Here is a 20,945-nt window from a genome sequence, read left to right as displayed (position 1 = left end):
CAGCGCTGCCCCTCTCCTCTCCCCGCCGGGGAGAGGGTGGCCGGAGCGAAGCGAAGGCCGAAGGCGTGGTTGGCCGCTCCCTTCACGCACGCCGCATCGCGGGCGCTCCGCCCTGGGATGACGAAGGCGCGGGCAGGCGCTCGCTCCTGACGGCGCTCAATCATCATAGCTGTGCCCTGCCCGGAGGCCGTCGCGCACGCGCGCGGCGATCGCCAAAAACTCCGGCGTCTCGCGGATGTCGAGCGGCCGCTTTCTTGGCAGCGTCGATTCGATGACGTCGCTGACGCGGCCCGGCCGCGGCGACATCACGACGATGCGCGTCGAGAGGTACACCGCCTCGGGGATGGAGTGGGTGACGAAGCAGATCGTCTTGTTGGTCCGCTCCCACAATTCCAGAAGCTGTTCATTCAAATGGTCGCGCACGATCTCGTCGAGCGCGCCGAACGGTTCGTCCATCAGGAGCAAGTCGGCGTCGAAAGCGAGCGCACGGGCGATCGAGGCGCGCTGCTGCATGCCGCCGGAAAGCTGCCAGGGGTATTTCTTCTCGAAGCCGGCGAGGTTGACCAGTTCCAGCGTGCGCTTGATGCGCTCCGCCTGCTCTGCCTTGGACAGGCCGATGATCTCCAGCGGCAGCGCCACATTGCGCTCGATCGTGCGCCACGGGAAAAGGGCGGCTGCCTGGAAGACATAGCCATAGGCGCGTTTCTCGCGCGCCTGCTCCGGCGTCATGCCGTTGACCGAGATCGCTCCCGAGGTTGGCTTCTCCAGGTCGGCGATGACCCTGAGCAAGGTCGTCTTGCCGCAACCGGACGGGCCGATGAAGGAGACGAATTCGCCCTTGCCGATGGTGAGGTCGACATTGGACAGCGCCTGCACCGGACCGTCATTGGTCTGGAAGGTGAGGCCTAGCTTGCTTGCCGAAACGACGGCTGGCGACTGTCCGGTCATTGGCTGGCGCCTGCCCGTTCCCGTGCCTGCGGCGCCGGCTGGATTCCGATTGCTTTTATCGCGACGTTGTTTTCCACTCACCCTGCCCCATTGGCCTTGTCCCGCCAGCCCGACGCCCGGAGTTTCCCCGATGTCGCTCAAACCGACTTGTCATCTTATCCGCCCCGAAAGCACTTATGAAGGCAAGCAGGGTTTGACCTATTTCGCCGGCATTGCCACCGAGTCGGTCGGCTCGTCCGGCATCTGCATGCACGTGCTCACCATGCCGCCCGGTGCCCGCGCCAAGGCGCATATGCATGAGAACCATGAGACGGCGATCTACGTGCTCTCCGGCGAGGTCCACACCTGGTATGGCGACCGCCTTGAGCATCACATCGTCGTCAAGGCCGGCGACCTGTTCTATATCCCCGCCGGCGTGCCGCATCTGCCCGCCAATCTGAGCGGCGCGCCCTCGTCGGCGGTCATCGCCCGCACCGATCCCAACGAGCAGGAAAGCGTCGTCCTGCTGCCGGAACTGGATGCGCTGGTCGCCTGAGGCGGACGGAAACACTTTCTCCGTCATTTGCACCGGGAGACTTCTCCCATGACATTGCCGTCCTCATCGGCGATCACCAGTCTCTTGGCGTTCTTGGCGCTGCGCTTGATGGTGAACTGGGCTGGTGACTCGCCCTCCTCGCCTTCCGCCTGGCATTGCGCCTTGACCAGCAGCGAGCCGTCGGCCTGTGCCTTCTTTTCGGTGAAGGTGCAGGCGCTCGCCACCGTGACGAATGCCTCGTCGGTCAACAGCAGCATGTCCTCGGCATAGATTTCCTGGCCGTTCTTGTTGATGCAGCCGGATTTGTTGCCATAGGGTTTCGACAGGTCGATTGCCGCCGCGGAAGCCTGGCCGGCGACGAGCAGCGCTGCGGCCGCAAACGCAAAATGAGAAACGCGCACGCTCAGACCCCGGTCGCCGGAATGCCGGTGCGTTCCACCTTGCGCGGCGCGCTGATCTCCTTCCAGGTCGACAGCGCCCGGTTGACCGCGGCGTTCGGCTCGCGGGCGACGAACTCGCCATGGCCGACCTTGGCCTTGACCTCCGCCTCCTCGATCGACAATTCGCCGCGCGAGAAGACGAAGCGCGGCAGGCCGGTCACCTCGAAGCCCTCGAACACGTTGTAGTCGATCACCGACTGCTGCTTCTTCGAGGTGATCGTCTTCTTGCGCTTCGGATCCCAGACCAGGATGTCGGCGTCCGCGCCTTCGACGATGGCGCCCTTCTTCGGATACATGTTGAGGATCTTGGCGATGTTGGTCGAGGTCACCGCGACGAACTCGTTCATCGTTAGCCGGCCGGTGTTGACGCCGGTGGTCCACAGCACCGGCAACCGGTCCTCGAGCCCGCCCGTGCCATTCGGAATTTTGGTGAAGTCGCCGGCGCCGTTGCGTTTCTGCTGCGTGGTGAACGAGCAATGGTCGGTCGCCACCACTTGCAGCGATCCCGCCTGCAGGCCGGCCCACAGCGAATCCTGGTGCAGCTTGTTGCGGAAGGGCGGGCTCATCACGCGGCGCGCGGCATGGTCCCAGTCCTTGTTGAAATATTCGGTCTCGTCGAGCGTCAGGTGCTGGATCAGCGGCTCGCCGAACACCCGCATCCCCTTCTGGCGCGCGCGGCGGATGGCCTCATGCGCCTGCTCGCAGGAGACATGCACGACATAGAGCGGCACGCCGGCCATGTCGGCGATCATGATGGCGCGGTTGGTCGCCTCGCCTTCCACTTCCGGCGGGCGTGAATAGGCATGCCCCTCGGGGCCGTTGTTGCCGGCGGCGAGCAGCTTCTGAGAAAGGGCTGCAACCACGTCGCCATTCTCGGCATGCACCAGCGGCAGCGCGCCGAGATCGGCGCAGCGCTGGAACGACGCGTACATCTCGTCGTCGTCGACCATCAGCGCGCCCTTGTAGGCCATGAAGTGCTTGAACGAGGTGATGCCCCTGTCGACGACGGTCGCCATCTCGTCGAACACCTGTTTTCCCCACCAGGTGACCGCCATGTGGAATGAATAGTCGCAGGCCGCCTTCGAGGTCTTGTTGTCCCACATCTGCAACGCTTCGAGCAGCGACTGTTTCGGCGCCGGCAGGCAGAAATCGACCACCATCGTCGTGCCGCCGGAAAGTGCCGCGCGGGTGCCGGATTCGAAATCGTCGGCCGAATAGGTGCCCATGAACGGCATTTCGAGATGGGTGTGCGGATCGATGCCGCCCGGCATGACGTAGCAGCCGGTGGCGTCGAACTCATGGTCGCCGTGCAGGTTCGAGCCGATGGCGACGATCTTGCCGTGCTGCATCAGCACGTCGGCCTTCCAGGTGCGGTCGGCCGTGACGATGGTGCCGTTCCTGATGACTTTGGTCATTTTCATGTTCCCCTGTTCTAATCGCGCTTCTTTGCGAGCAGCGTTGAATTCTAGATTCCGGACCTCACTCGACGATGACAGCCGTCTCCACCACCGCATGGAACAAAACGTCGGCGCCGGCGCCGGCCCATTCCTTGGATATCTCCTCAGCCTCGTTGTGGCTGAGCCCGTCGACGCATGGGCACATCACCATCGCCGTAGGGGCAACGCGGTTGATCCAGCAGGCGTCGTGGCCGGCACCCGAGACGATGTTGCGATGCGTGTAGCCCAACCGTTCGGCGGCATCGCGGATCGCCTTGACGCAGTTCTTGTCGAAGGTCACCGGATCGAAATGGCCGACCTGCTCGATCTGGTATTTGATGTCGAGCGCATCGCAGATCGTGTCGATGCCTTCGCGCACGCGCGCGTCCATGGCGTCGAGCACCTCCTTTTCCGGTGAGCGGATGTCGATGGTGAAGACGGTGCGCCCGGCAATGATGTTGCGCGAGTTCGGATAGGCCTGCATGTGGCCGACCGCGCCGACCGCGTCCGGCTGGTAGTCCATGGCGATCTCGTGCACCAGCTCGATCACCCGCGCCATGCCGAGGCCGGCATTGCGTCGCTTCGGCATCGGCGTCGAACCGGTATGCGCCTCCTTGCCGGTCAGCGTCACCTGCAGCCATTTCAGGCCCTGGCCGTGCGTGACGACACCGATGTCGATGCCTTCATCCTCGAGGATCGGCCCCTGCTCGATATGCAGTTCGAAGAAGGCGTGGATCTTGCGCTCGCCGACCTTCTCGGCGCCTTTCCAGCCGATGCGCTCCAATTCCTCGCCGAACTTCTTGCCGTCCTTGTCGACATGTTCGTAGACATCGGCCTGGTCGAGCACGCCGGCAAAGACGCCGGACGCCATCATCGCCGGCGCGAAGCGCGCGCCTTCCTCGTTCGTCCAGTTGGTGACGACGATCGGGTGTTTGGTCTTGATGCCGAGATCGTTGAGCGAGCGCACGACTTCCAGCCCGCCGAGCACGCCGAGCACGCCGTCATACTTGCCGCCGGTCGGCTGGGTGTCGAGATGGCTGCCCACATAGACTGGCGGCAGACTGGGATCGGTGCCCTCACGGCGGGCAAACATGGTGCCCATCTCGTCGAGCCCCATTTCGAGGCCGGCGGCCTCGCACCAGCGCTTGAACAGATGCCGGCCCTCGCCATCCTCGTCGGTCACGGTCTGGCGATTGTTGCCGCCGGCAATGCCGGGGCCGATCTTCGCCATCTCCATGATGGAATCCCACAAACGGTCTGAATTGATTCGCAGATTCTCGCCGGGGGCGGCCATTCAAAGTCCTCTCATTTCACTACCCGGTGGGGCGGCGGTTCCCGACGCCGCCACACCGGACAAAGCAGGTCTAGTCGATCGACCTCAGCACATCCCGCAGATGGTCGATCAATTCGTTGATCTGGCCCTTGGTGATGATCAGCGGCGGCGACAGTGCGATGATGTCGCCGGTGGTGCGGATCAGCAAGCCGTGCTCGAACGCCTTGACGAAGGCCGAGAAGGCCCGCTTCGTCGGCTGCCCGGCGATCGGCGCCAGCTCGATCGCACCGATCAGGCCGATGTTCCTGACGTCGATCACGTTCGGCTCGCCCTTCAGCGAATGCAGCGCGTCTTCCCAGTAAGGCGCCAGTTCTTCGCCGCGGGTCAACAGGCCCTCTTCCTTGTAGGTGTCGAGCGTGCCGAGCGCGGCGGCACAGGCGATCGGATTGCCCGAATAGGTGTAGCCGTGGAAGAACTCGATCATGTGATCGGGTCCGGTCATGAAGGCGTCGTGAATCTCCTTCGTCACGAATACCGCGCCCATCGGGATGACGCCGTTGGAGACGCCCTTGGCGGTCGTCATGATGTCAGGCGTCACACCGAAATAGTCGGCGGCGAACGGCGTGCCGAGGCGTCCGAAGCCGGTGATGACCTCGTCGAAGATCAACAGGATGCCGTGCTTGGTGCAGATCTCGCGCAGCTTCTGCAGATAGCCCTTCGGCGGCAGGATGACGCCGGTCGAGCCGGCCACCGGCTCGACGATGACGGCCGCGATGGTCGAGGCGTCGTGCAGCGCGACGATGCGCTCCAACTCGTTGGCGAGTTCCGCGCCGTGTTCCGGCACGCCCTTCGAGAAGGCGTTCTTTTCCGGCAGATGCGTGTGCGGCATATGGTCGACGCCGCCGAGCAGCGTGCCGAACATCTTGCGGTTGTTGACGATGCCGCCGACCGAGATGCCGCCGAAATTGACGCCGTGATAGCCGCGCTCGCGGCCGATCAGGCGGGTGCGCGAGCCTTCGCCCCTGGCGCGGTGGTAGGCGATCGCCATCTTCAGCGCGGTATCGACCGATTCCGAACCCGAATTGGTGAAGAAGACATGGTCCATGCCCTTCGGTGCGATGTCGACCAGGCGGTTCGCCAGTTCGAAGACGATCGGGTGGCCCATCTGGAAGGCCGGCGCATAGTCGAGCTCGGCCGCCTGGTGCTGGATCGCTTCGGTGATCTTCGGCCGGCAGTGGCCGGCATTGACGCACCAGAGACCGGCGGTGCCGTCGAGCACCTTGCGGCCGTCGCTGGTCGTGTAATGCATGTCCTTGGCGGACACGAACATGCGAGGCGCTTGCTTGAACTGCCGGTTCGCCGTGAACGGCATCCAGAATGCGCTGAGATCGTTCGGCGTGACTTTCAGCCGGTTGGACATGACCAAGACTTCCCCTTGTAACCTGTTTCGGTGCGGCTAACGCTTGGTCTTCCCAGCACTTGGTCTCAGCTGCGTTTTCGTGCTACGCAAATTTTGACCGATTGGACAAACGTTAGCACCGCCATGTCGGCGGTCAAGGGATTACTAACGGAAATGCCGCATCCGAAGCGCGCTCCACAGGCCAAGGAAAAACTGGTCCAGAGAATTGGTCCAGATGGCGCTCGCGGCGAAGGTTTGCAGGGGTGACGGCCGCCATGGAAGGTTCCGCTCCCCGCCGCACCCGCATCCAGCAGGAAAAGCGCGAGCTGATCCTGGAAGCAGCGCTCGAGGTCTTCTCCACCAACGGTTTTCGCGGCTCGACCATCGACCAGATCGCCGAAGCGGCCGGCATGTCGAAGCCGAACCTGCTCTACTACTTCCGCCGCAAGGAAGACATTCACGAAACGCTGATGGAGCGGCTGCTCGAGACCTGGCTGGCGCCGCTCAGGGAACTCGACGACATCGGCGACCCTCTCACCGAGCTGCGCAGCTACATCAGGCGCAAGCTCGAAATGGCGCGCGATTTCCCGCGCGAAAGCCGGCTCTTCGCCAACGAGATCCTGCAGGGCGCGCCGCGCATCATGCCGCTGCTGGAAGGCGAGCTGAAAGCGCTGGTCGACGAGAAGGCCGCCGTCATCAAGGGCTGGATGCGCGCCGGCAAGATCGCCCGCACCGACCCCTGGCACCTGATCTTCTCGATCTGGGCGACGACGCAGCACTATGCCGATTTCGACGTCCAGGTGCGCGCCGTGCTCGGCCCCGACCGCGGCGGCGACGGCCGCTTCGAGGATGCCGCCCGGTTCCTCGAGCAATTGTTCATCGATGGACTGAAGCCGAAGGGCTGAACGTCTGGATGGCGTCAGGCGCTGCGCCGTTCAGGGGGCAGCGCATCGAGCAGCTTTTGCAGCTTGGCGATCGAGTTCTGCTCGGCAAGCGGCGTGTAGACGATCAGCCGCATGTCGGAACCGTCATCGATCGACAGGCTCATATGCTCGAACACCATCGCACCCGCGGTCGGATGCCGGACGTGCTTCACGCCGGTCAGCTTTCGCGCCACGTCGCGCCGCGGCCACCAGTCGCGGAACTCGGGGCTTGAGCGCATCATCAACGCGATCAGCCGGTCGAAATCCGGATCGCCGACATATTTGGCGCTCTCCGCCCGAAACGAAGCCAGCACCACGCGTGCGAGTTCCTCCCAGTCGACCAGCAGGCGGCGATGGTGCGGGCTGGTGAACACCATGTGGACGATGTTGCGGGCATCGCCCTCCAGCAACCCATAATCGCCGAACACGGCCACCGCCGCCGGATTCCAGGCCAACACGTCCCAGCGCCGGCCGACGACATAGGCCGGCTGCAGGACGAGGCTTTGCAGCATGTGCAGAAGCGCGCCGTCGACCTTTTCCGGCGCCGCCAGGCGCCGCTCCGGCTGCTGGCGGCCGGCAAGGATGAACAGATGACGCTTCTCGACTGCATCGAGGCGCAACGCCTCCGACAGCGCCGTCAGGACTTCCACCGAGGGGCGGACGTCCCTGCCCTGTTCAAGCCAGGTGTACCAGGTCGTGCCGACGCCGGCGATCATCGCCACCTCCTCGCGCCGCAGCCCCGGCGTGCGCCGGCGCGCGCCGCAGGCGATGCCGGCGGTCCCGGGCGAAAGCCTTTCGCGGCGCGAGCGCAGGAAGGCGCCAAGCTCGCGCCGGCGGCTGTCTTCCGGCGAGTGGGAGATCGCATCCATGGGGTTTATTATAGCAGTATTGATACCAGGATAAAGTTTGAACTGTTTGGGATGCGCGCCGCGCCCCATCTTGCGTTCAGAGCAAAACATGGAGGCTCTGAACATGGACTTGAAAGACAAGACCGTCCTCATCACCGGATCGACCGACGGCGTCGGCCGCATGGTCGCGGAACGGCTCGGCGCAAGCGGCGCCCATGTCCTGGTGCATGGCCGCGACGCGGCGCGCGGCAAGGCAGTCGTCGCTGCCGTCGAGGCCGCGGGCGGCAATGCCGAGCTTGTCGTCGCCGATCTCTCGTCGCTTGCCGAGGTCAGGCGCCTCGCCGAAGCCGTGCGCGCCAGAACAAACCGACTCGACATCCTGATCAACAATGCCGGTATCGGCACTGCCGGCGAAGCGTCGAAAAGGCAGGTCAGCGCCGACGGCTACGAGCTGCGCTTCGCCGTCAATTATCTCGCCGGCTTCCTGCTGACCTCGGAGCTGCTGCCGCTGCTCAGGGCGAGCGCGCCGGCGCGCATCGTCAATGTCGCCTCGGCCGGCCAGCAGGCGATCGATTTCGACGACGTCATGCTGACCCGCAACTATAGCGGCGTGCGCGCCTACTGCCAGAGCAAGCTGGCGCAGATCCTGTTCACCGTCGATCTAACCGAGGATCTGGAAGGCAGCGGCGTCACCGTCAACGCGCTGCATCCGGCAAGCTACATGAACACGACCATGGTCCGGCAGGCGGGCATCACGCCGTGGAGCTCGGTCGAGACCGGCGCCGAGGCCATCCTCAATCTTGCGACGTCGCCGGCGCTCGAGGGCCGCAGCGGCCTCTATTTCGACGGCCAGCGCGAATCCCGCGCCGACGTCCAGGCCTACGACGAAAAGGCCCGCCGGCAGTTGCACTCATTGAGCCTCGAACTGATCGAGCGCGCCTCAGCCACAACCAGGGAAAGACAGTCATGAGTGAGAAAATCGAGCATTGCGTCATTATCGGCGGCTCATCCGGCATCGGCTTGGCCACGGCCAGGCGGCTGGTCGGTCCCGCCATGAAAGTGACGATCACCGGCCGCAACGAGAACAAGCTCAGGGACGCCTGGAGGACCCTTGGCGGCAGCGTCGGCAAGGCCGCCTTCGACGCGACCAGGCCGGATGAGGTCCGGCATTTCTTCGACGGCCTTGGGCCTTTCGATCATCTTGTCCTGGCGGCAAGCGGCGGCAAGGGGCTTGGGCCGTTCGCGACGCTCGATCTCGCCGACATAGGCGGCGGCGTCGACGAAAAGATCCGGCCGCAGCTCTCCTGCCTCCAGGCGGCCCTGCCGACGTTGAGCAACCACGGATCAGTGACCTTCATTTCGGCCGTTTCGGCGCAGCTCGCCGCGCCCGGCATCGCCGGCATCGGCGCCATCAACGGCATGCTTCTGACCGTGGCGCCGATCCTGGCCGTGGAGTTGAAGCCGCTGCGCGTCAATGTCGTAGCTCCGGGTGTTATCGACACGCCGTGGTGGGATTTCCTGCCGGACGACCAGCGGCAAGCGGTCTTTGCCGAATATGCCGGCAAGACGCCCGTCGGCCGTATCGGCCGCGCCGAGGACGTCGCCGACGCGATCGCTTTCCTGGTCTCCAACGGCTTCATGACCGGCCAGGTGCTGACCTGCGACGGTGGCCTGCGATACGCCGCGTGACGGAGACAATCGCAGCCGCGCTCAAAGCGGCTGCGCCATCAGCGCCAGGAACCCTCCGGCCAGCGCAACATTGGCGACAAAGCCGTTGATCCGCGCCGCTCGCTCAGGGCCCTGATGATCCCAGAAATTGTCGAACATGATCGTTGCGACGACCAGAAACAGGATAAGGCAAGCAGCCCCAAGTGCCGCCCAGACGCCCGCCACGATCAGGCCGCCGGCGACGACCTGCAGGAGGATGCCGAGCCACAGCGCCAGCCCCGCCTGCGGCACGCCGCGTTCGGTCATCAATTTGGTCAGGAACGCCCTGTTCCGGATGTTGCGCAAGCCGGCGAAGACAAAGGCGCCGCCGAGCAGCAGTCGTGCAGCAAGCAGAATCTCGTTCTGAAAATTTGCAAACATGTGATTGATCCTAAAACAAAAAGGCGCGGGTCCGCTCTCGGACCCGCGCGCTGTTCCTTCCGATCAAGCGGCTTTGGCCGCCGGCACCGGATGAATGGCCTGGAACGGGACGCAAAGCCGGTTCCAGGTGTTGATCATGCCGATCGCGACCGACAACTTGACCAGTTCCTCTTCCGAAAAATGCGTTAGCGTACGGGCATAGAGCTCGTCCGAGACGCCGTTCTCGGAAATCTTCGTCACCGCTTCGGTCCAGGCGAGCGCGGCACGCTCGCGTTCGGAAAACAGCGGCGATTCCTTCCAGGCGGCGACAAGATAGAGCCGCTGCTCGCTCTCGCCGTCCTGCCGCGCTTCGCGGCTGTGCATGTCGACGCAGAAGGAGCAGCCGTTGATCTGCGAGGCCCTGAGCTTGATCAGATGCAGCAGGCTCACCTCCAGCCCGCATTCGTCGACCGCCTTGTTGAGCGCCGACACCGCCTTCATGATCTCGGGCGCCTTGGCGAAGAATTGCAGCCTCTGTTTCATGGTTCTTACCTTTCACTCTTGCTTGGGGGAACTTGGTTTGGATGAACCTTCTGCGGCCGCTGATAACGGGCAACGAAGGCGCATCCCGCCGCGACCGAGCGCGGATCGGCCTCGCTGACGTAGTCAGCCACGATCGCCGACAGCCTGACCTCGGCGAGCGCCGCCCGGTAGGCGCGCTCGGCCTTGAGCATCGCGGCATTGATGCCGCATGGCTTCACATAGGCCGAAGCATCGAGCCGCACAGGGCCCCGCTGGCGGATCTCGCCGCAGCGGAAGGCAGGTTCCCTGCCCTCGACGGCGAGCACGATGTCGAGCAGCGTGATGCGCTCGGACGGCTTCGCCAGACGGTAGCCGCCGGCCGGTCCCGGCACCGATTCCAGAATGCCCGCGGCCGTCAGCATGTTGAGATGCTTGAGCAGATAGCTCGGCGACACACCGAAGGCCTCCGCCAAGGCGGCGCCCGGCATCGTCGCGGCGCCATCCACCCCGGCGAGCATCGCGGCGCAGTGGATCGCCGCCTCGACGCCTTCTCCCAGTTTCATGATGCCACGCTCCAGTTCATGGATATCATTTATCGTGGATACTTTTTATCTGCAATAGCAAAATGAAAAACGGCATCCGAAGATGCCGCTTTTCTCGTCGCATACGTGCCCTATTCCGCCGCCGCCTTGGCCATCGGATTGTTCGGGTGCGTCGTCCAGTTGGCATAGACCGGCGACACCGGCTTGCCGGTGCGCTCGTCCATCGCGCCGACGGCCAGCGGCTCCATGGTGATGCAGCCCTCGACCGGGCAGACATTGACGCACAGATTGCAGCCGACGCACTCGGCCTCGATCACCTCGAAATGCCTGACGCCATCGACCATCGCAGTGATCGCCTGGTGCGAAGTGTCCTCGCAGGCGATGTGGCAGCGGCCGCATTTGATGCAGGCATCCTGGTCGATATGCGCCTTGGCGACGTAGTTGAGGTTGAGATACTGCCAGTCGGTGACGTTGGGCGTGGCGCGGCCGACGATGTCGGCGAGCGAGGCGTGGCCCTTCTCGTCCATCCAGTTCTCGAGGCCCGCGATCATCTCCTGCACGATCTTGAAGCCGTAGGTCATCGCCGCTGTGCAGACCTGCACATTGCCGGCGCCGAGCGCCATGAATTCCGCCGCGTCGCGCCATGTGGTGATGCCGCCGATGCCGGAGATCGGCAGGCCGCGGGTCTCGGCATCGCGCGCGATCTCGGCCACCATGTTCATGGCGATCGGCTTCACCGCCGGGCCGCAATAGCCGCCATGCGAGCCCTTGCCGTCGATGGTCGGCTGCGGCGCGAAACTGTCGAGATCGACGCCTGTGATCGAATTGATGGTGTTGATCAGCGACACCGCGTCCGTTCCACCTGCGTGGGCCGCTCGCGCGGGCTTGCGGATGTCGGTGATGTTGGGCGTCAGCTTGGTGATGACCGGCATGCGGGTGTTTGCCTTGCACCAGCGCACCACCATTTCGATATATTCCGGCACCTGGCCGACCGCCGAGCCCATGCCGCGTTCCGACATACCGTGCGGGCAGCCGAAATTGAGCTCGATACCGTCGGCTCCGGTCTCCTCGACCACCGGCAGGATCGCCTTCCAGCTTTCCTCGACGCAGGGCACCATCAGCGAGACGACGACGGCGCGGTCCGGCCAGTCCTGCTTGACCTGCTTGATCTCGCGCAGATTGGTCTGCAGCTCGCGGTCGGTGATCAGCTCGATGTTGTTGAGGCCGAGCAAGCGGCGGTCGGCGCCCCAGATCGCGCCGTAGCGCGGGCCGTTGACGTTGACCACCGGCGGCCCCTCCTCGCCGAGCGTCTTCCAGACCACGCCGCCCCAGCCCGCCTGGAAGGCGCGGATGACATTGTAGGCCTTGTCGGTCGGCGGCGCCGAGGCCAGCCAGAACGGATTGGGCGACTTGATGCCGACGAAATTGTTCCTGATATCTGCCATGCTCATGCCCTCCCGTTAGAGGTCAGTGCCCGGTTGATGCTTTCGGCCGCGTCGCGGCCTTGCGCCACCGCCGAAACGGTGAGGTCGTCGCCGCCGAAGATGCAGTCGCCGCCGGCCCAAACTTTGGCCAGCGAGGTGCGGCCCTCGGCATCGACCTTGATGCGGCCGCCTTCCAGCTCGATCTCGGCGCCGCTGCCGTTCAGCGCGGCCGGGACAAAGCTCTGGCCGATCGCCTTGAACACCTGGTCGGCCGCGAGCGTGAGCCGCTCGCCGGTGCCGGCCAGCTTGTCACCGTCCATCGCCGTATATTCGAGCTCGATCGCCGACACCTTGCCGTTCTCGGCGATGACGCGCTTGGGCTGCAGCCAGTGGCGGATGGTGACGCCATTGGCAGCGGCCAGATCCTGCTCGAAGCCGGAGGCATTCATGTGCGCCTGGCCGCGCCGGTAGCAGATCGTCACCTCCTCGGCGCCGAGCAGCTTCGACTGCACCGCGGCGTCGATCGCCGTCATGCCGCCGCCGATGACGACGACGCGCCGGCCGACCGGCAGGCCGGAAAGATCGCTGGCCTGACGCAGTTCGGCGATGAACTCCACCGCGTTGGTGACCCCATCGCTGCCCTCGCCGTCGGTGCGCAGCGCGTTGACGCCGCCAAGCCCCATGCCGAGGAACACGGCATCGTAGTTCCGGATCAGGTCGGACAGCTGGTAGTCGCGGCCGAGCGCCTTGCCGTTCTGGATGTCGATGCCGCCGATCGCGGTGACGTAGTCGACCTCGGCCTGGGCGAAATTGTCGACGCTCTTGTAGGCGGCGATGCCGTATTCGTTGAGGCCCCCGGCCTTCGGCCGCGCCTCAAGGATGGTCACGTCATGGCCATGGCGCGCGAGCCTGTGCGCGGCGGCAAGCCCGGCCGGCCCGGCGCCGACGACGGCGACAGATTTTCCGGTCGGTTCGGCGCGCGCATAGAACTGCCTGTCCTCGCTCATTGCGACATCGGTGGCGTAGCGCTGCAGCCGGCCGATCTGCACCGGCTTGCCCTCGGCCACCTCGCGCACGCAGACTTCCTCGCAAAGCGTCTCGGTCGGGCAGACGCGGGCGCACATGCCGCCAAGGATGTTCTGGTCGAAGATGGTCTTGGCCGAGCCGAGCGGATTGCCGGTCGAGATCTGGCGGATGAACAGCGGAATGTCGATCGAGGTCGGGCACGCATTCATGCACGGCGCATCGTAGCAGAAATAGCAGCGATCGCTTTCGACCAGCGCCTCGTGATGGTCGAGCGGCGGATGCAGGTCGGAAAAATTGTCGGCATACTGTTCGGACGACAGCCGGCCGCCGGCTATGCCCTCTTTGAAATGACCAGTCGCCATTCCGGTTCCCCTTGTTTTGTTTTGGGGAAGGCTAGCACGTTTTATTTTTTTATCAATTGGTCAATTTTCGGCCAAGTCGCTGAAAAGGCTCTATAAAAACATGATAATTATACTCATGTTATGGCAAGCACGGAGGGCTCGAATGACCCGGCGCTTTCGCTGCCCGGGCCATGGATCGACCTGATCTCGTCCGCGACCAGTTCCTGGAGCCGCCACAGATTGCGGTCGTGGATGCCGAACGTCTCGAGGTGACTGACGGTGTTGTAGAGATATTCGGCGCCGGAGCCGACATGGCCGCAGGCACGGGCCAGCACATGCGCCACCGTCTCCAGCGGCTGCCCGAGCGAGGTACCCCTGCCGGTCACCCCGACCCAAAAGCCTAGCGCCTTGCGCGGCCCTTGCGCGGTGCGCACCGGAACCCAGCGGACCGAGGCGACGCTTTCGTGATCATCGATCTCGCGCCGCAGCAGCCTTTCGATCTGGGCCGGCTTGTCACCGTCCGGCAGGCGATAGATGACGCCGTCGCAGCGGCCACCCCGTTCCAGCGCCATCATCAGCCCGGGCTGCGCGGCGCTGCCGCGCCAGCGAACCATGTCGAGGCAGAACGACCGATGCCAGCCATGGGCCGAGGCGCGCTGCTGCTCGACGGAATCGAAGGCCGGCTTCCAGATCAGCGAGCCATAGGCGAACACCCACAGCGGCCCTTCGTCGGCTTCGCCTGACAGACGCTCGGCAAGCGCGCGGAAATCATCGTCGTTCAATTGCGTCCAGCTGCCGTCCGGACCTGGATCGGCTTCCTCCCGATGACAGAGCGCCACAAGCTCCGGCGTGAGCGACATCTGCCGCATGGATCGTGATCCCCTCATTGACGGACAAGCAAAGGCGAAAACCGCATGGCGCGCAAGATTGCAGGCACAGTGCCTTGCCGCCGTCGATTTCCGGCCCATGTCGGATTCCTGTCGCCGGGATCGTCCTAAGATCGGTCACGAGACGATCAACCGAGGAAACCGAAGGAGCATGACGATGCCGAAATCCCCGATGCCGTTCTTCTGGTACGAGTTGATGACCACCGACCTCGACGCCGCCGAGGCCTTCTACACAGCCGTTGTCGGCTGGAAGGGGCAACCCTTCGATACCTCGCCCGGCATGCCGCGCTACATCGTCATGAATGTCGGCGAGCGCGGCGTCGCGGGCTTGATGACGCTGCCCGAGGATGCCGCCAAGATGGGCATGCCGCCCGCCTGGCTCGGCTATATCCATAGCAAGGATGCCGACGGCGCGACCGCGTCGCTCAAGGACGCGGGCGGCACCGTGCACCGCGCACCCGACGACATTCCGGGCGTCGGGCGCTTCGCCGTCGTTGCCGATCCGCAAGGCGCGACCTTCATGTTCCTGCAGCCGAACCAGCCCGATCAGCCGCCGGTGCCGGCGCGAACGCCAGGCCACATCGGCTGGCATGAGCTCTACACGACGGACTGGACGGCAGCCTTCGATTTCTATGCCGAGCAGTTCGGCTGGACAAAGGCCGGCGACTTCGACATGGGCCCAGCGATGGGCACCTACCAGGTCTTCGCTTTTGTCGGCGAGCCCGTCGGCGGCATGATGAACAAGCCCGAACAGATCCCGGTGCCGGTCTGGCAGTTCTACTTCAACGTCGCCGCCATCGACGCGGCGGCCAAGCGCGTGACCGACAATGGCGGCAAGGTCATCATGGGTCCGATGGAGGTGCCCGGCGGCGATTGGATCGTGCAGTGCACGGATCCGCAAGGCGCGCATTTCGCGCTGATCGCGCCGGCGCGGTAAAACCGATTGCGATTGGTGAAAGCGACAGCAGCGGCCGATCTCCCGCTTGGACGGCTTGTCCGGCCCTCCTCCGCAACTGCTGCGGAGGACGGGCAAGACAGAGAGGGCGCCATCCCGCCGACCTCACCCTAGTGCGTTACTCCGGCGTCAGAACGGCGACTTTGAGGTCGGCCTTCTCGCTGCCGCTGAGCTGAACGGTGGCCGGACCGGCTGACAGCTTGAAACGCACGCTCTTGCGAATGCCCGGGCAGGTCTTCACGCCGCTGAACCCAGCCGACTTCACGGCATGGCCGTCCTGCACGATATCGATCCAGGCCTCATCCGACAGGCTGACCTGGAGCTCTCCCTCCGGCGGCACGACGATGCTTGCGGTCGCGCCGAACGTGCCGGCTGCCGGGGCACGGTCCGGAGGCACTTCAAAGCTGATCGTGTCGATCGCTGCGAGCGTGAAATCCATCGCCTGGCCGACCGTCAGGGCAGCACCGGACTGCGCGGCCGGCGCTGCCGCAAACAGTGCCTGCTCGCGTGCCACCGGCCATTTGAAGGCATCACAGCCGCTGTCGGCTGCCATGGCGAAGCTGGTGCCTGCAAGGATTGCGAACAGGCTGATGACGATTGTTTTCATGGTGAAGGGAACTCGCATGGTTGGCGTACCGGCATCAATACAACCATAGCGATACTTATGCAACCATGAAGGGAAACATTTTTGGGAGATGAAACCATTTTCACTCACCGATTGTTGAAGGCAGGGCATCGGAAGTGAGTGGTCCATTGCCGGGCGATATTTTATGGCCAGGCGGGGAGGCAAAATGGAGTTTTAGATGAAGCTTTTCGAAGGTCTTTCCCAGTACCGGCCACAGGCGCTCGGCGTGCTGCGCATCGTGACTGCGCTGCAATTCATCGAGCATGGCACCCAGAAACTGTTCAATTTCCCCGTCGGCGAGCACGCCGGCGCCTTGAGCGGGTTGCCTCTGGCTGCCGGCATCCTTGAATTCGCCGGCGGCATCCTGCTCGCTCTCGGGTTGCTCACCCGGCCGGTGGCGTTCCTTCTCGCTGGCGAGATGGCGATCGCCTATTTCATGGCGCATGCGCCGCGCGACTTCTTCCCGGTCAACAATGGCGGCGACTCGGCGATCTCGTTCTGCTTCATCTTCCTCTATCTGGTGTTTGCCGGCGCCGGCGCCTTCGCGCTGGACAACCGCCGCAACGCATGACCTGCGAAACGGATGCGCGCCTGGTTTCAGGCGCGCATCCGCTCGAAATTGGCGTCGAACAGCGGCGCCGATTGGATGCGCGCGCCATGGCGCTTGCCCAGAATCTCGATCTCGAAGCCGTCGGCCTCGTCGGCGATCTCCCTCGGCACATAGCCCATGGCGACCGACCTTTTCGCGTGATGCGCGTAGCCGCCCGAGGTGACCCAGCCGCGCACGGCGCCATCGAACCAGATCGGCTCATCGCCGATGACGTCGGCATCGGCCGCATCAACGATGAAGGCGCGCAGCCGCAGCTTGCCGCCCTGCTTGCGCTCGGCCAGCGCTGCCGCCTTGCCGATGAAGTCCGCCTCCTTGCCGTAAGCGACGAAACGGTCGAGGCCGGCTTCCAGCGGCCCGTAAATCGGCCGGTACTCGCGCGCCCATGAGCCGTAGTTCTTCTCCAGCCGCAGCGCATTGAGGGCGCGCGAGCCGAACAGGCCGATGCCGAATTCCTCGCCCGCCGCCGTCAACGCCCCGAATGCGGCGCGCTGATACTCCGGCGCCACCCAGATCTCGTAGCCGAGATCGCCGGTATAGCTAACGCGGCCGACCAGGCAGGGCGCCATGCCGATGTCCATCCTGGCCACCGCCATGAAGGGGAATGCGGCGTTGGAGACATCCGCGCGCGTCACTTTCGCCAGAACATCCCGCGCCTTCGGTCCGGCGATCGCCAGCCCGGTCAACTTCTGTCCCAGCGCCTCGATGCGCACCGAACCGTTCTTCGGCAGATGCGCCTCGAACCAGCGCATATGGTATTGCTCGGCGATGCCGGAGCCGGCGATGAACCACTCGCCGTCGTCGATGTTGGCCAGCGTGAAATCGCCGATCAGCCTGCCGTCATTCTTCAGCATCGGCGCCAGCGTCATGCGGCCGCGCTTCGGCAGCTTGCAGGCCAGCATGCGGTCGAGCCAGGCGGCTGCGCCCTCGCCGGTCACCGCGTATTTGGCGAAGTTGGAAATCTCCGCCAGGCCGACGCCGCCGCGCACCGCCGCCACTTCCTTCGCGACATGGTCGAAATCGCTCGAGCGCCGCCAAGAGAACTCGTCCCTGACGCCGTCAGGGGCATACCAGAGCGGCACCTCCAGCCCGTAGGACACGCCCCATTGCGCGCCCTTGGCCGAGAGGGCGTCATAGACCGGCGTCGTCTTCAGCGGCCGTCCGGCCGGCAGTTCCTCGTTGGGGAAGCGGATCGAGAAGCGCCGCGAATAATTTTCGCGCACCTTGGCATTGGTGTAGGCCATTGTCGCCCAGTCGCCGTAGCGCGCGACATCCATGGCCCAGATGTCGGCGCCGGGGTCGCCCTCGATCATCCAGTTGGACAGCGCCAGCCCGACGCCACCACCCTGCGAGAAACCAGCCATGACGCCGCAGGCGACCCAGAAGCCCGGCAGGCCACGCACCGGCCCGACCAGCGGATTGCCATCCGGCGCGAAGGTGAAGGGGCCGTTGATGATCTGCTTGATGCCGGTGTTCTGGAAGGCGGGGAAATGCCGGAAGCCAACCTCCAGCGACGGCGCGATGCGATCGATGTCCGGCTCCAGCAGTTCATGGCCGAAATTCCACGGGGTCTGGAACTCGGACCACGGCTTGTTGGCCTTCTCGTAGGTGCCCATCAGCATGCCGCCGCGCTCCTGGCGCAGATAGAGCTCGCCGTCGAAATCGACCGCATGGATGATCTCGGTGCCGGTCTTCCGGTTCCAGGCGGCGACCTCGGGCATGTCCTCGGTGATCAGGTACATGTGCTCCATGGCGAGCACCGGCAGTTCGAGGCCGACCATGCGGCCGACCTCGCGCGCCCACAGGCCGCCGGCATTGACGACATGCTCGGCCACCACCTCGCCCTTGTTGGTGATGACGCGCCATGAGCCGTCGGGCCGGCGCACGATGTCCTCGACCTTGGTGAAGCGCTCGACCTCCGCACCCAGTTTCCGGGCCGCTTTGGCATAGGCATGCGTCACGCCGGACGGATCGAGATGGCCATCCTCCTTGTTGCGCACCGCGCCGACGAATTGCTTTGGATCGAGCAGCGGCATCAGTTCCGCCGCCTCATTGGGCGAGATCTCCTCAAGGTCGATGCCGAGATAGCGGCCCTTGGCGACCACGCCGCGCAGCCAGTCGAGCCGCGCCTCGGTCGCAGCCAAGAGCACGCCGCCGGTCAGGTGCACACCGGTCGCCTGGCCGGACAATTCCTCGATCTCCTTGTAGAGCGAGATCGTGTATTTCTGCAGCTTGGCGACGTTGGGGTCGCCATTGATCGTGTGCATGCCGCCGGCCGCGTGCCAGGTCGAGCCCGAGGTCAGTTCGTCGCGCTCCAGCAGCACGACATCGGTCCAGCCGTGCCGGGCCAGATGGAACAGCACCGAGCATCCGACGACACCGCCGCCAATGACCACGACCTTTGCATGCGATTTCATGGGGTTTTCTCGTTATTTCAGTGAGTTGGGAAGATAAGATGAATCGGAAAGGCAGCGCCTCGCGCCGACGCCAAGGAACTCACGGCTCGCCCTGCCCGATCGCTTCCTTGCGGCGCGCCATATAGGCTTCGAGCGCCTCGCGCACGGCAGGATCCATCGCCGGCTCGGCATACTCCTCCAGCGCCTTCTTCCACAGCCGCGTTGCGCGCGCGGTCGCGTCGAGGCCATCGGCTTCCTGCCAGGCTTCGTAATTCTGCCAGTTGGAAAGCATCGGCTGGTAGAAGGCGGTGGCGTAGCGCTCCAGCGTATGCGGCTCGCCGAAGAAATGGCCGCCGGTCGGCACCGCGCCCAATGCCTCGACCGCGAGTTCCCCTTCGTCGACAACGATCGGGCGCAGAAACTCCATCATGTGCTGGATCATCTCGACGTCGATGATGAACTTCTCGAACGATGCCGTCAGCCCGCCCTCCTGCCAGCCGGCGGCGTGGTAGACGAGGTTGCCGTGGCCGAGCACCGCGCCCCATAGCGCCATCAGCGTCTCGTAGGCGCCTTGCGCGTCGGCGGCGTTGGAGGCCGAACCCGGCGTCGTGCGGTACGGCAAATCATAGCGCCGCGCCAATTGCCCGGAGGCAATGTTGGCCTTGGTGTTTTCCGGCGTGCCGAAGGCCGGGGCGCCCGACTTCATGTCGACATTGGAAGTGAAGGCGCCATACATGACCGGCGCGCCGGGCCGGACGAGCTGCGTCAGCACGACGCCGAACAGCGCCTCGGCGTTCTGCTGCGCCAGCGCGCCGGCCAGCGTCACCGGGCTCATCGCCCCCATCAGCGTGAACGGCGTCACCGCCACCGACTGGCCGAACTCGGCCATGGTCATCAGACCCTCGGCCATCATCTCGTCAAAACGGCGCGGAGAGTTGACCGAGATGATGGTGGCGATGCCCGGGTCGTCGCGCATCTGATCAAGCGTCAGCCCGCGCGCGATCGCCATCATCTCGATGCCGTCGAGCGCCCTCCCCCGGCCGATCGCCGAGACATGGAAGCATTTGTCGGTCAGCGTCAGGTTGGCGAAGTAGGTGTCGAGATGGCGCGAATTGGCCGGCAGTTCGATCGGCGCGCAAACCTGGTTGCCGAGCATGTGGACGCAGTTGAAATGCTGCGCCAGCCGCACGAGGTCTTGATAGTCGCGCAAATTGCCGGCGCGGCGGCCACGCTCCATGTCGTGCACGTTGGGCGGCCCGGCGACGAGCGTGAAATTGATCGTGTTGCCGCCGAGATGAATGGCGTGGGCCGAGTTGCGTGGGGTAAGCGCGTAGCTGGCACGCGTCGTCTTCAGTGCCTCGGCGACCATGCCGCGATCGATGCGGACATTCATCGATGCGTGATCGACCCTGGCACCCGCCTTTTCGAACAGCGCCAGCGCCCGTGGGCTCATCACCTCGATGCCGAAATTTTCAAGGATATGCATCGAGGCTTCATGGATCGCCTCGATCTGGTCGGCCGAGAGCAGCGCCATCGGCGGATAGGGGTTGGTCACCCGCCTTGCCGGCAATTGCGGGATCGCGGACGGCCCCCGGTTGCTGGTTCGCTCAGTGCCGCGCTTGCGTCTTGGTTCGGTCATGCCGCACATCAGAGCGCCGGCACGAAAGCGCGGCTGTCAGAAATCCGCCGTTTGCGGGCGTGATTTTAGCCAAGGCGGCATTTCTGGAATTCCATTGCGACAAAAGCGACAT

The 20,945-nt window shown here is 64.6% G+C and carries 21 protein-coding genes; 6 read left to right on the top strand and 15 right to left on the bottom strand.

What is annotated here, in order from left to right; translation table 11 throughout:
- Positions 1-156: 156 nt before the first annotated feature.
- Positions 157-948 carry an ABC transporter ATP-binding protein gene (locus tag EN857_RS12270; RefSeq protein WP_127311868.1) on the bottom strand — a complete coding sequence of 264 codons (792 nt, stop codon included), beginning with the start codon at positions 946-948 and terminating at the stop codon, positions 157-159.
- A 130-nt stretch (positions 949-1,078) separates the two neighbouring features.
- On the opposite strand from EN857_RS12270, the gene EN857_RS12265 reads away from it, so the two are divergent.
- Positions 1,079-1,483, top strand: coding sequence for a cupin domain-containing protein (locus EN857_RS12265; RefSeq protein ID WP_127283266.1), 405 nt, complete (start codon positions 1,079-1,081; stop codon positions 1,481-1,483).
- Positions 1,484-1,506: 23 nt separating this feature from the next.
- Here EN857_RS12265 and EN857_RS12260 read toward each other — a convergent pair whose 3' ends face one another.
- The 4 genes from EN857_RS12260 to EN857_RS12245 all read right to left on the bottom strand — a co-directional run bounded on the left by EN857_RS12260 (position 1,507) and on the right by EN857_RS12245 (position 6,052).
- Positions 1,507-1,884, bottom strand: coding sequence for a hypothetical protein (locus tag EN857_RS12260; RefSeq protein ID WP_187331268.1), 378 nt, complete (start codon positions 1,882-1,884; stop codon positions 1,507-1,509).
- Between the two features lie 2 nt (positions 1,885-1,886).
- Positions 1,887-3,338, bottom strand: a complete 1,452-nt coding sequence (hydA, locus tag EN857_RS12255; protein WP_127393106.1) for a dihydropyrimidinase — start codon at positions 3,336-3,338, stop codon at positions 1,887-1,889.
- A gap of 64 nt (positions 3,339-3,402) precedes the next feature.
- Positions 3,403-4,653 (bottom strand): Zn-dependent hydrolase, encoded by a 1,251-nt coding sequence (locus EN857_RS12250; RefSeq protein ID WP_127283264.1) that lies wholly within the window; start codon positions 4,651-4,653, stop codon positions 3,403-3,405.
- 70 nt (positions 4,654-4,723) lie between these two features.
- Positions 4,724-6,052 (bottom strand): aspartate aminotransferase family protein, encoded by a 1,329-nt coding sequence (locus EN857_RS12245; RefSeq protein WP_127283263.1) that lies wholly within the window; start codon positions 6,050-6,052, stop codon positions 4,724-4,726.
- 254 nt (positions 6,053-6,306) lie between these two features.
- Here EN857_RS12245 and EN857_RS12240 point away from each other — a divergent pair, with 254 nt between their 5' ends.
- On the top strand, positions 6,307-6,936 hold the full coding sequence (locus EN857_RS12240; RefSeq protein ID WP_127391219.1) for a TetR family transcriptional regulator C-terminal domain-containing protein: 630 nt from the start codon (positions 6,307-6,309) through the stop codon (positions 6,934-6,936).
- Positions 6,937-6,950: 14 nt separating this feature from the next.
- Here the strand turns inward: EN857_RS12240 and EN857_RS12235 are convergent, their stop codons facing one another.
- On the bottom strand, positions 6,951-7,823 hold the full coding sequence (locus tag EN857_RS12235; RefSeq protein WP_127287331.1) for a helix-turn-helix transcriptional regulator: 873 nt from the start codon (positions 7,821-7,823) through the stop codon (positions 6,951-6,953).
- 103 nt (positions 7,824-7,926) lie between these two features.
- On the opposite strand from EN857_RS12235, the gene EN857_RS12230 reads away from it, so the two are divergent.
- A complete protein-coding gene (locus EN857_RS12230; RefSeq protein ID WP_127391218.1) occupies positions 7,927-8,772 on the top strand; it encodes an SDR family NAD(P)-dependent oxidoreductase in 846 nt (281 codons plus the stop codon).
- Positions 8,769-9,491, top strand: a complete 723-nt coding sequence (locus tag EN857_RS12225; protein ID WP_127391217.1) for an SDR family oxidoreductase — start codon at positions 8,769-8,771, stop codon at positions 9,489-9,491. Before EN857_RS12230 ends, EN857_RS12225 begins: the two co-directional genes overlap by 4 nt.
- A gap of 21 nt (positions 9,492-9,512) precedes the next feature.
- On the opposite strand, the gene EN857_RS12220 is transcribed toward EN857_RS12225, so the two are convergent.
- The 6 genes from EN857_RS12220 to EN857_RS12195 form a co-directional block, all read right to left on the bottom strand.
- Positions 9,513-9,890, bottom strand: a complete 378-nt coding sequence (locus EN857_RS12220) for a DoxX family protein (protein WP_127391216.1) — start codon at positions 9,888-9,890, stop codon at positions 9,513-9,515.
- A 63-nt stretch (positions 9,891-9,953) separates the two neighbouring features.
- Complete coding sequence (locus EN857_RS12215) at positions 9,954-10,412, bottom strand: carboxymuconolactone decarboxylase family protein (protein WP_127391215.1); 459 nt, start codon at positions 10,410-10,412, stop codon at positions 9,954-9,956.
- Between the two features lie 5 nt (positions 10,413-10,417).
- Positions 10,418-10,954, bottom strand: a complete 537-nt coding sequence (locus tag EN857_RS12210) for an Rrf2 family transcriptional regulator (protein WP_127312121.1) — start codon at positions 10,952-10,954, stop codon at positions 10,418-10,420.
- Positions 10,955-11,064: 110 nt separating this feature from the next.
- Positions 11,065-12,378, bottom strand: coding sequence for an NAD-dependent dihydropyrimidine dehydrogenase subunit PreA (preA, locus tag EN857_RS12205; protein WP_127391214.1), 1,314 nt, complete (start codon positions 12,376-12,378; stop codon positions 11,065-11,067).
- A gap of 2 nt (positions 12,379-12,380) precedes the next feature.
- Positions 12,381-13,745 carry an NAD(P)-dependent oxidoreductase gene (locus EN857_RS12200; protein ID WP_127391213.1) on the bottom strand — a complete coding sequence of 455 codons (1,365 nt, stop codon included), beginning with the start codon at positions 13,743-13,745 and terminating at the stop codon, positions 12,381-12,383.
- Between the two features lie 113 nt (positions 13,746-13,858).
- Positions 13,859-14,593 carry a gamma-glutamylcyclotransferase gene (locus EN857_RS12195; RefSeq protein WP_127311137.1) on the bottom strand — a complete coding sequence of 245 codons (735 nt, stop codon included), beginning with the start codon at positions 14,591-14,593 and terminating at the stop codon, positions 13,859-13,861.
- Between the two features lie 175 nt (positions 14,594-14,768).
- Between EN857_RS12195 and EN857_RS12190 the strand changes: the two genes are divergently transcribed.
- Positions 14,769-15,548, top strand: coding sequence for a VOC family protein (locus EN857_RS12190; protein ID WP_127391212.1), 780 nt, complete (start codon positions 14,769-14,771; stop codon positions 15,546-15,548).
- 136 nt (positions 15,549-15,684) lie between these two features.
- On the opposite strand, the gene EN857_RS12185 is transcribed toward EN857_RS12190, so the two are convergent.
- On the bottom strand, positions 15,685-16,320 hold the full coding sequence (locus EN857_RS12185; protein ID WP_348630822.1) for a hypothetical protein: 636 nt from the start codon (positions 16,318-16,320) through the stop codon (positions 15,685-15,687).
- 49 nt (positions 16,321-16,369) lie between these two features.
- On the opposite strand from EN857_RS12185, the gene EN857_RS12180 reads away from it, so the two are divergent.
- The gene (locus EN857_RS12180; protein WP_127391211.1) at positions 16,370-16,762 is read left to right on the top strand and encodes a DoxX family protein; all 393 of its coding nucleotides are present in this window, start codon (positions 16,370-16,372) and stop codon (positions 16,760-16,762) included.
- Positions 16,763-16,788: 26 nt separating this feature from the next.
- Here the strand turns inward: EN857_RS12180 and EN857_RS12175 are convergent, their stop codons facing one another.
- Both EN857_RS12175 and EN857_RS12170 read right to left on the bottom strand, forming a co-directional pair.
- Complete coding sequence (locus EN857_RS12175; RefSeq protein WP_127391210.1) at positions 16,789-19,215, bottom strand: FAD-dependent oxidoreductase; 2,427 nt, start codon at positions 19,213-19,215, stop codon at positions 16,789-16,791.
- Positions 19,216-19,294: 79 nt separating this feature from the next.
- Positions 19,295-20,833 carry a trimethylamine methyltransferase family protein gene (locus EN857_RS12170; protein WP_145968432.1) on the bottom strand — a complete coding sequence of 513 codons (1,539 nt, stop codon included), beginning with the start codon at positions 20,831-20,833 and terminating at the stop codon, positions 19,295-19,297.
- Between the last annotated feature and the right edge of the window lie 112 nt (positions 20,834-20,945).

The sequence above is a fragment of the Mesorhizobium sp. M4B.F.Ca.ET.214.01.1.1 genome, assembly GCF_004791545.1.
Taxonomy (GTDB): Bacteria; Pseudomonadota; Alphaproteobacteria; order Rhizobiales; family Rhizobiaceae; genus Mesorhizobium; species Mesorhizobium abyssinicae.
The sequence above is the reverse complement of the archived record's forward strand: the minus strand, read 5'-3'. Positions and strand labels throughout refer to the sequence as shown.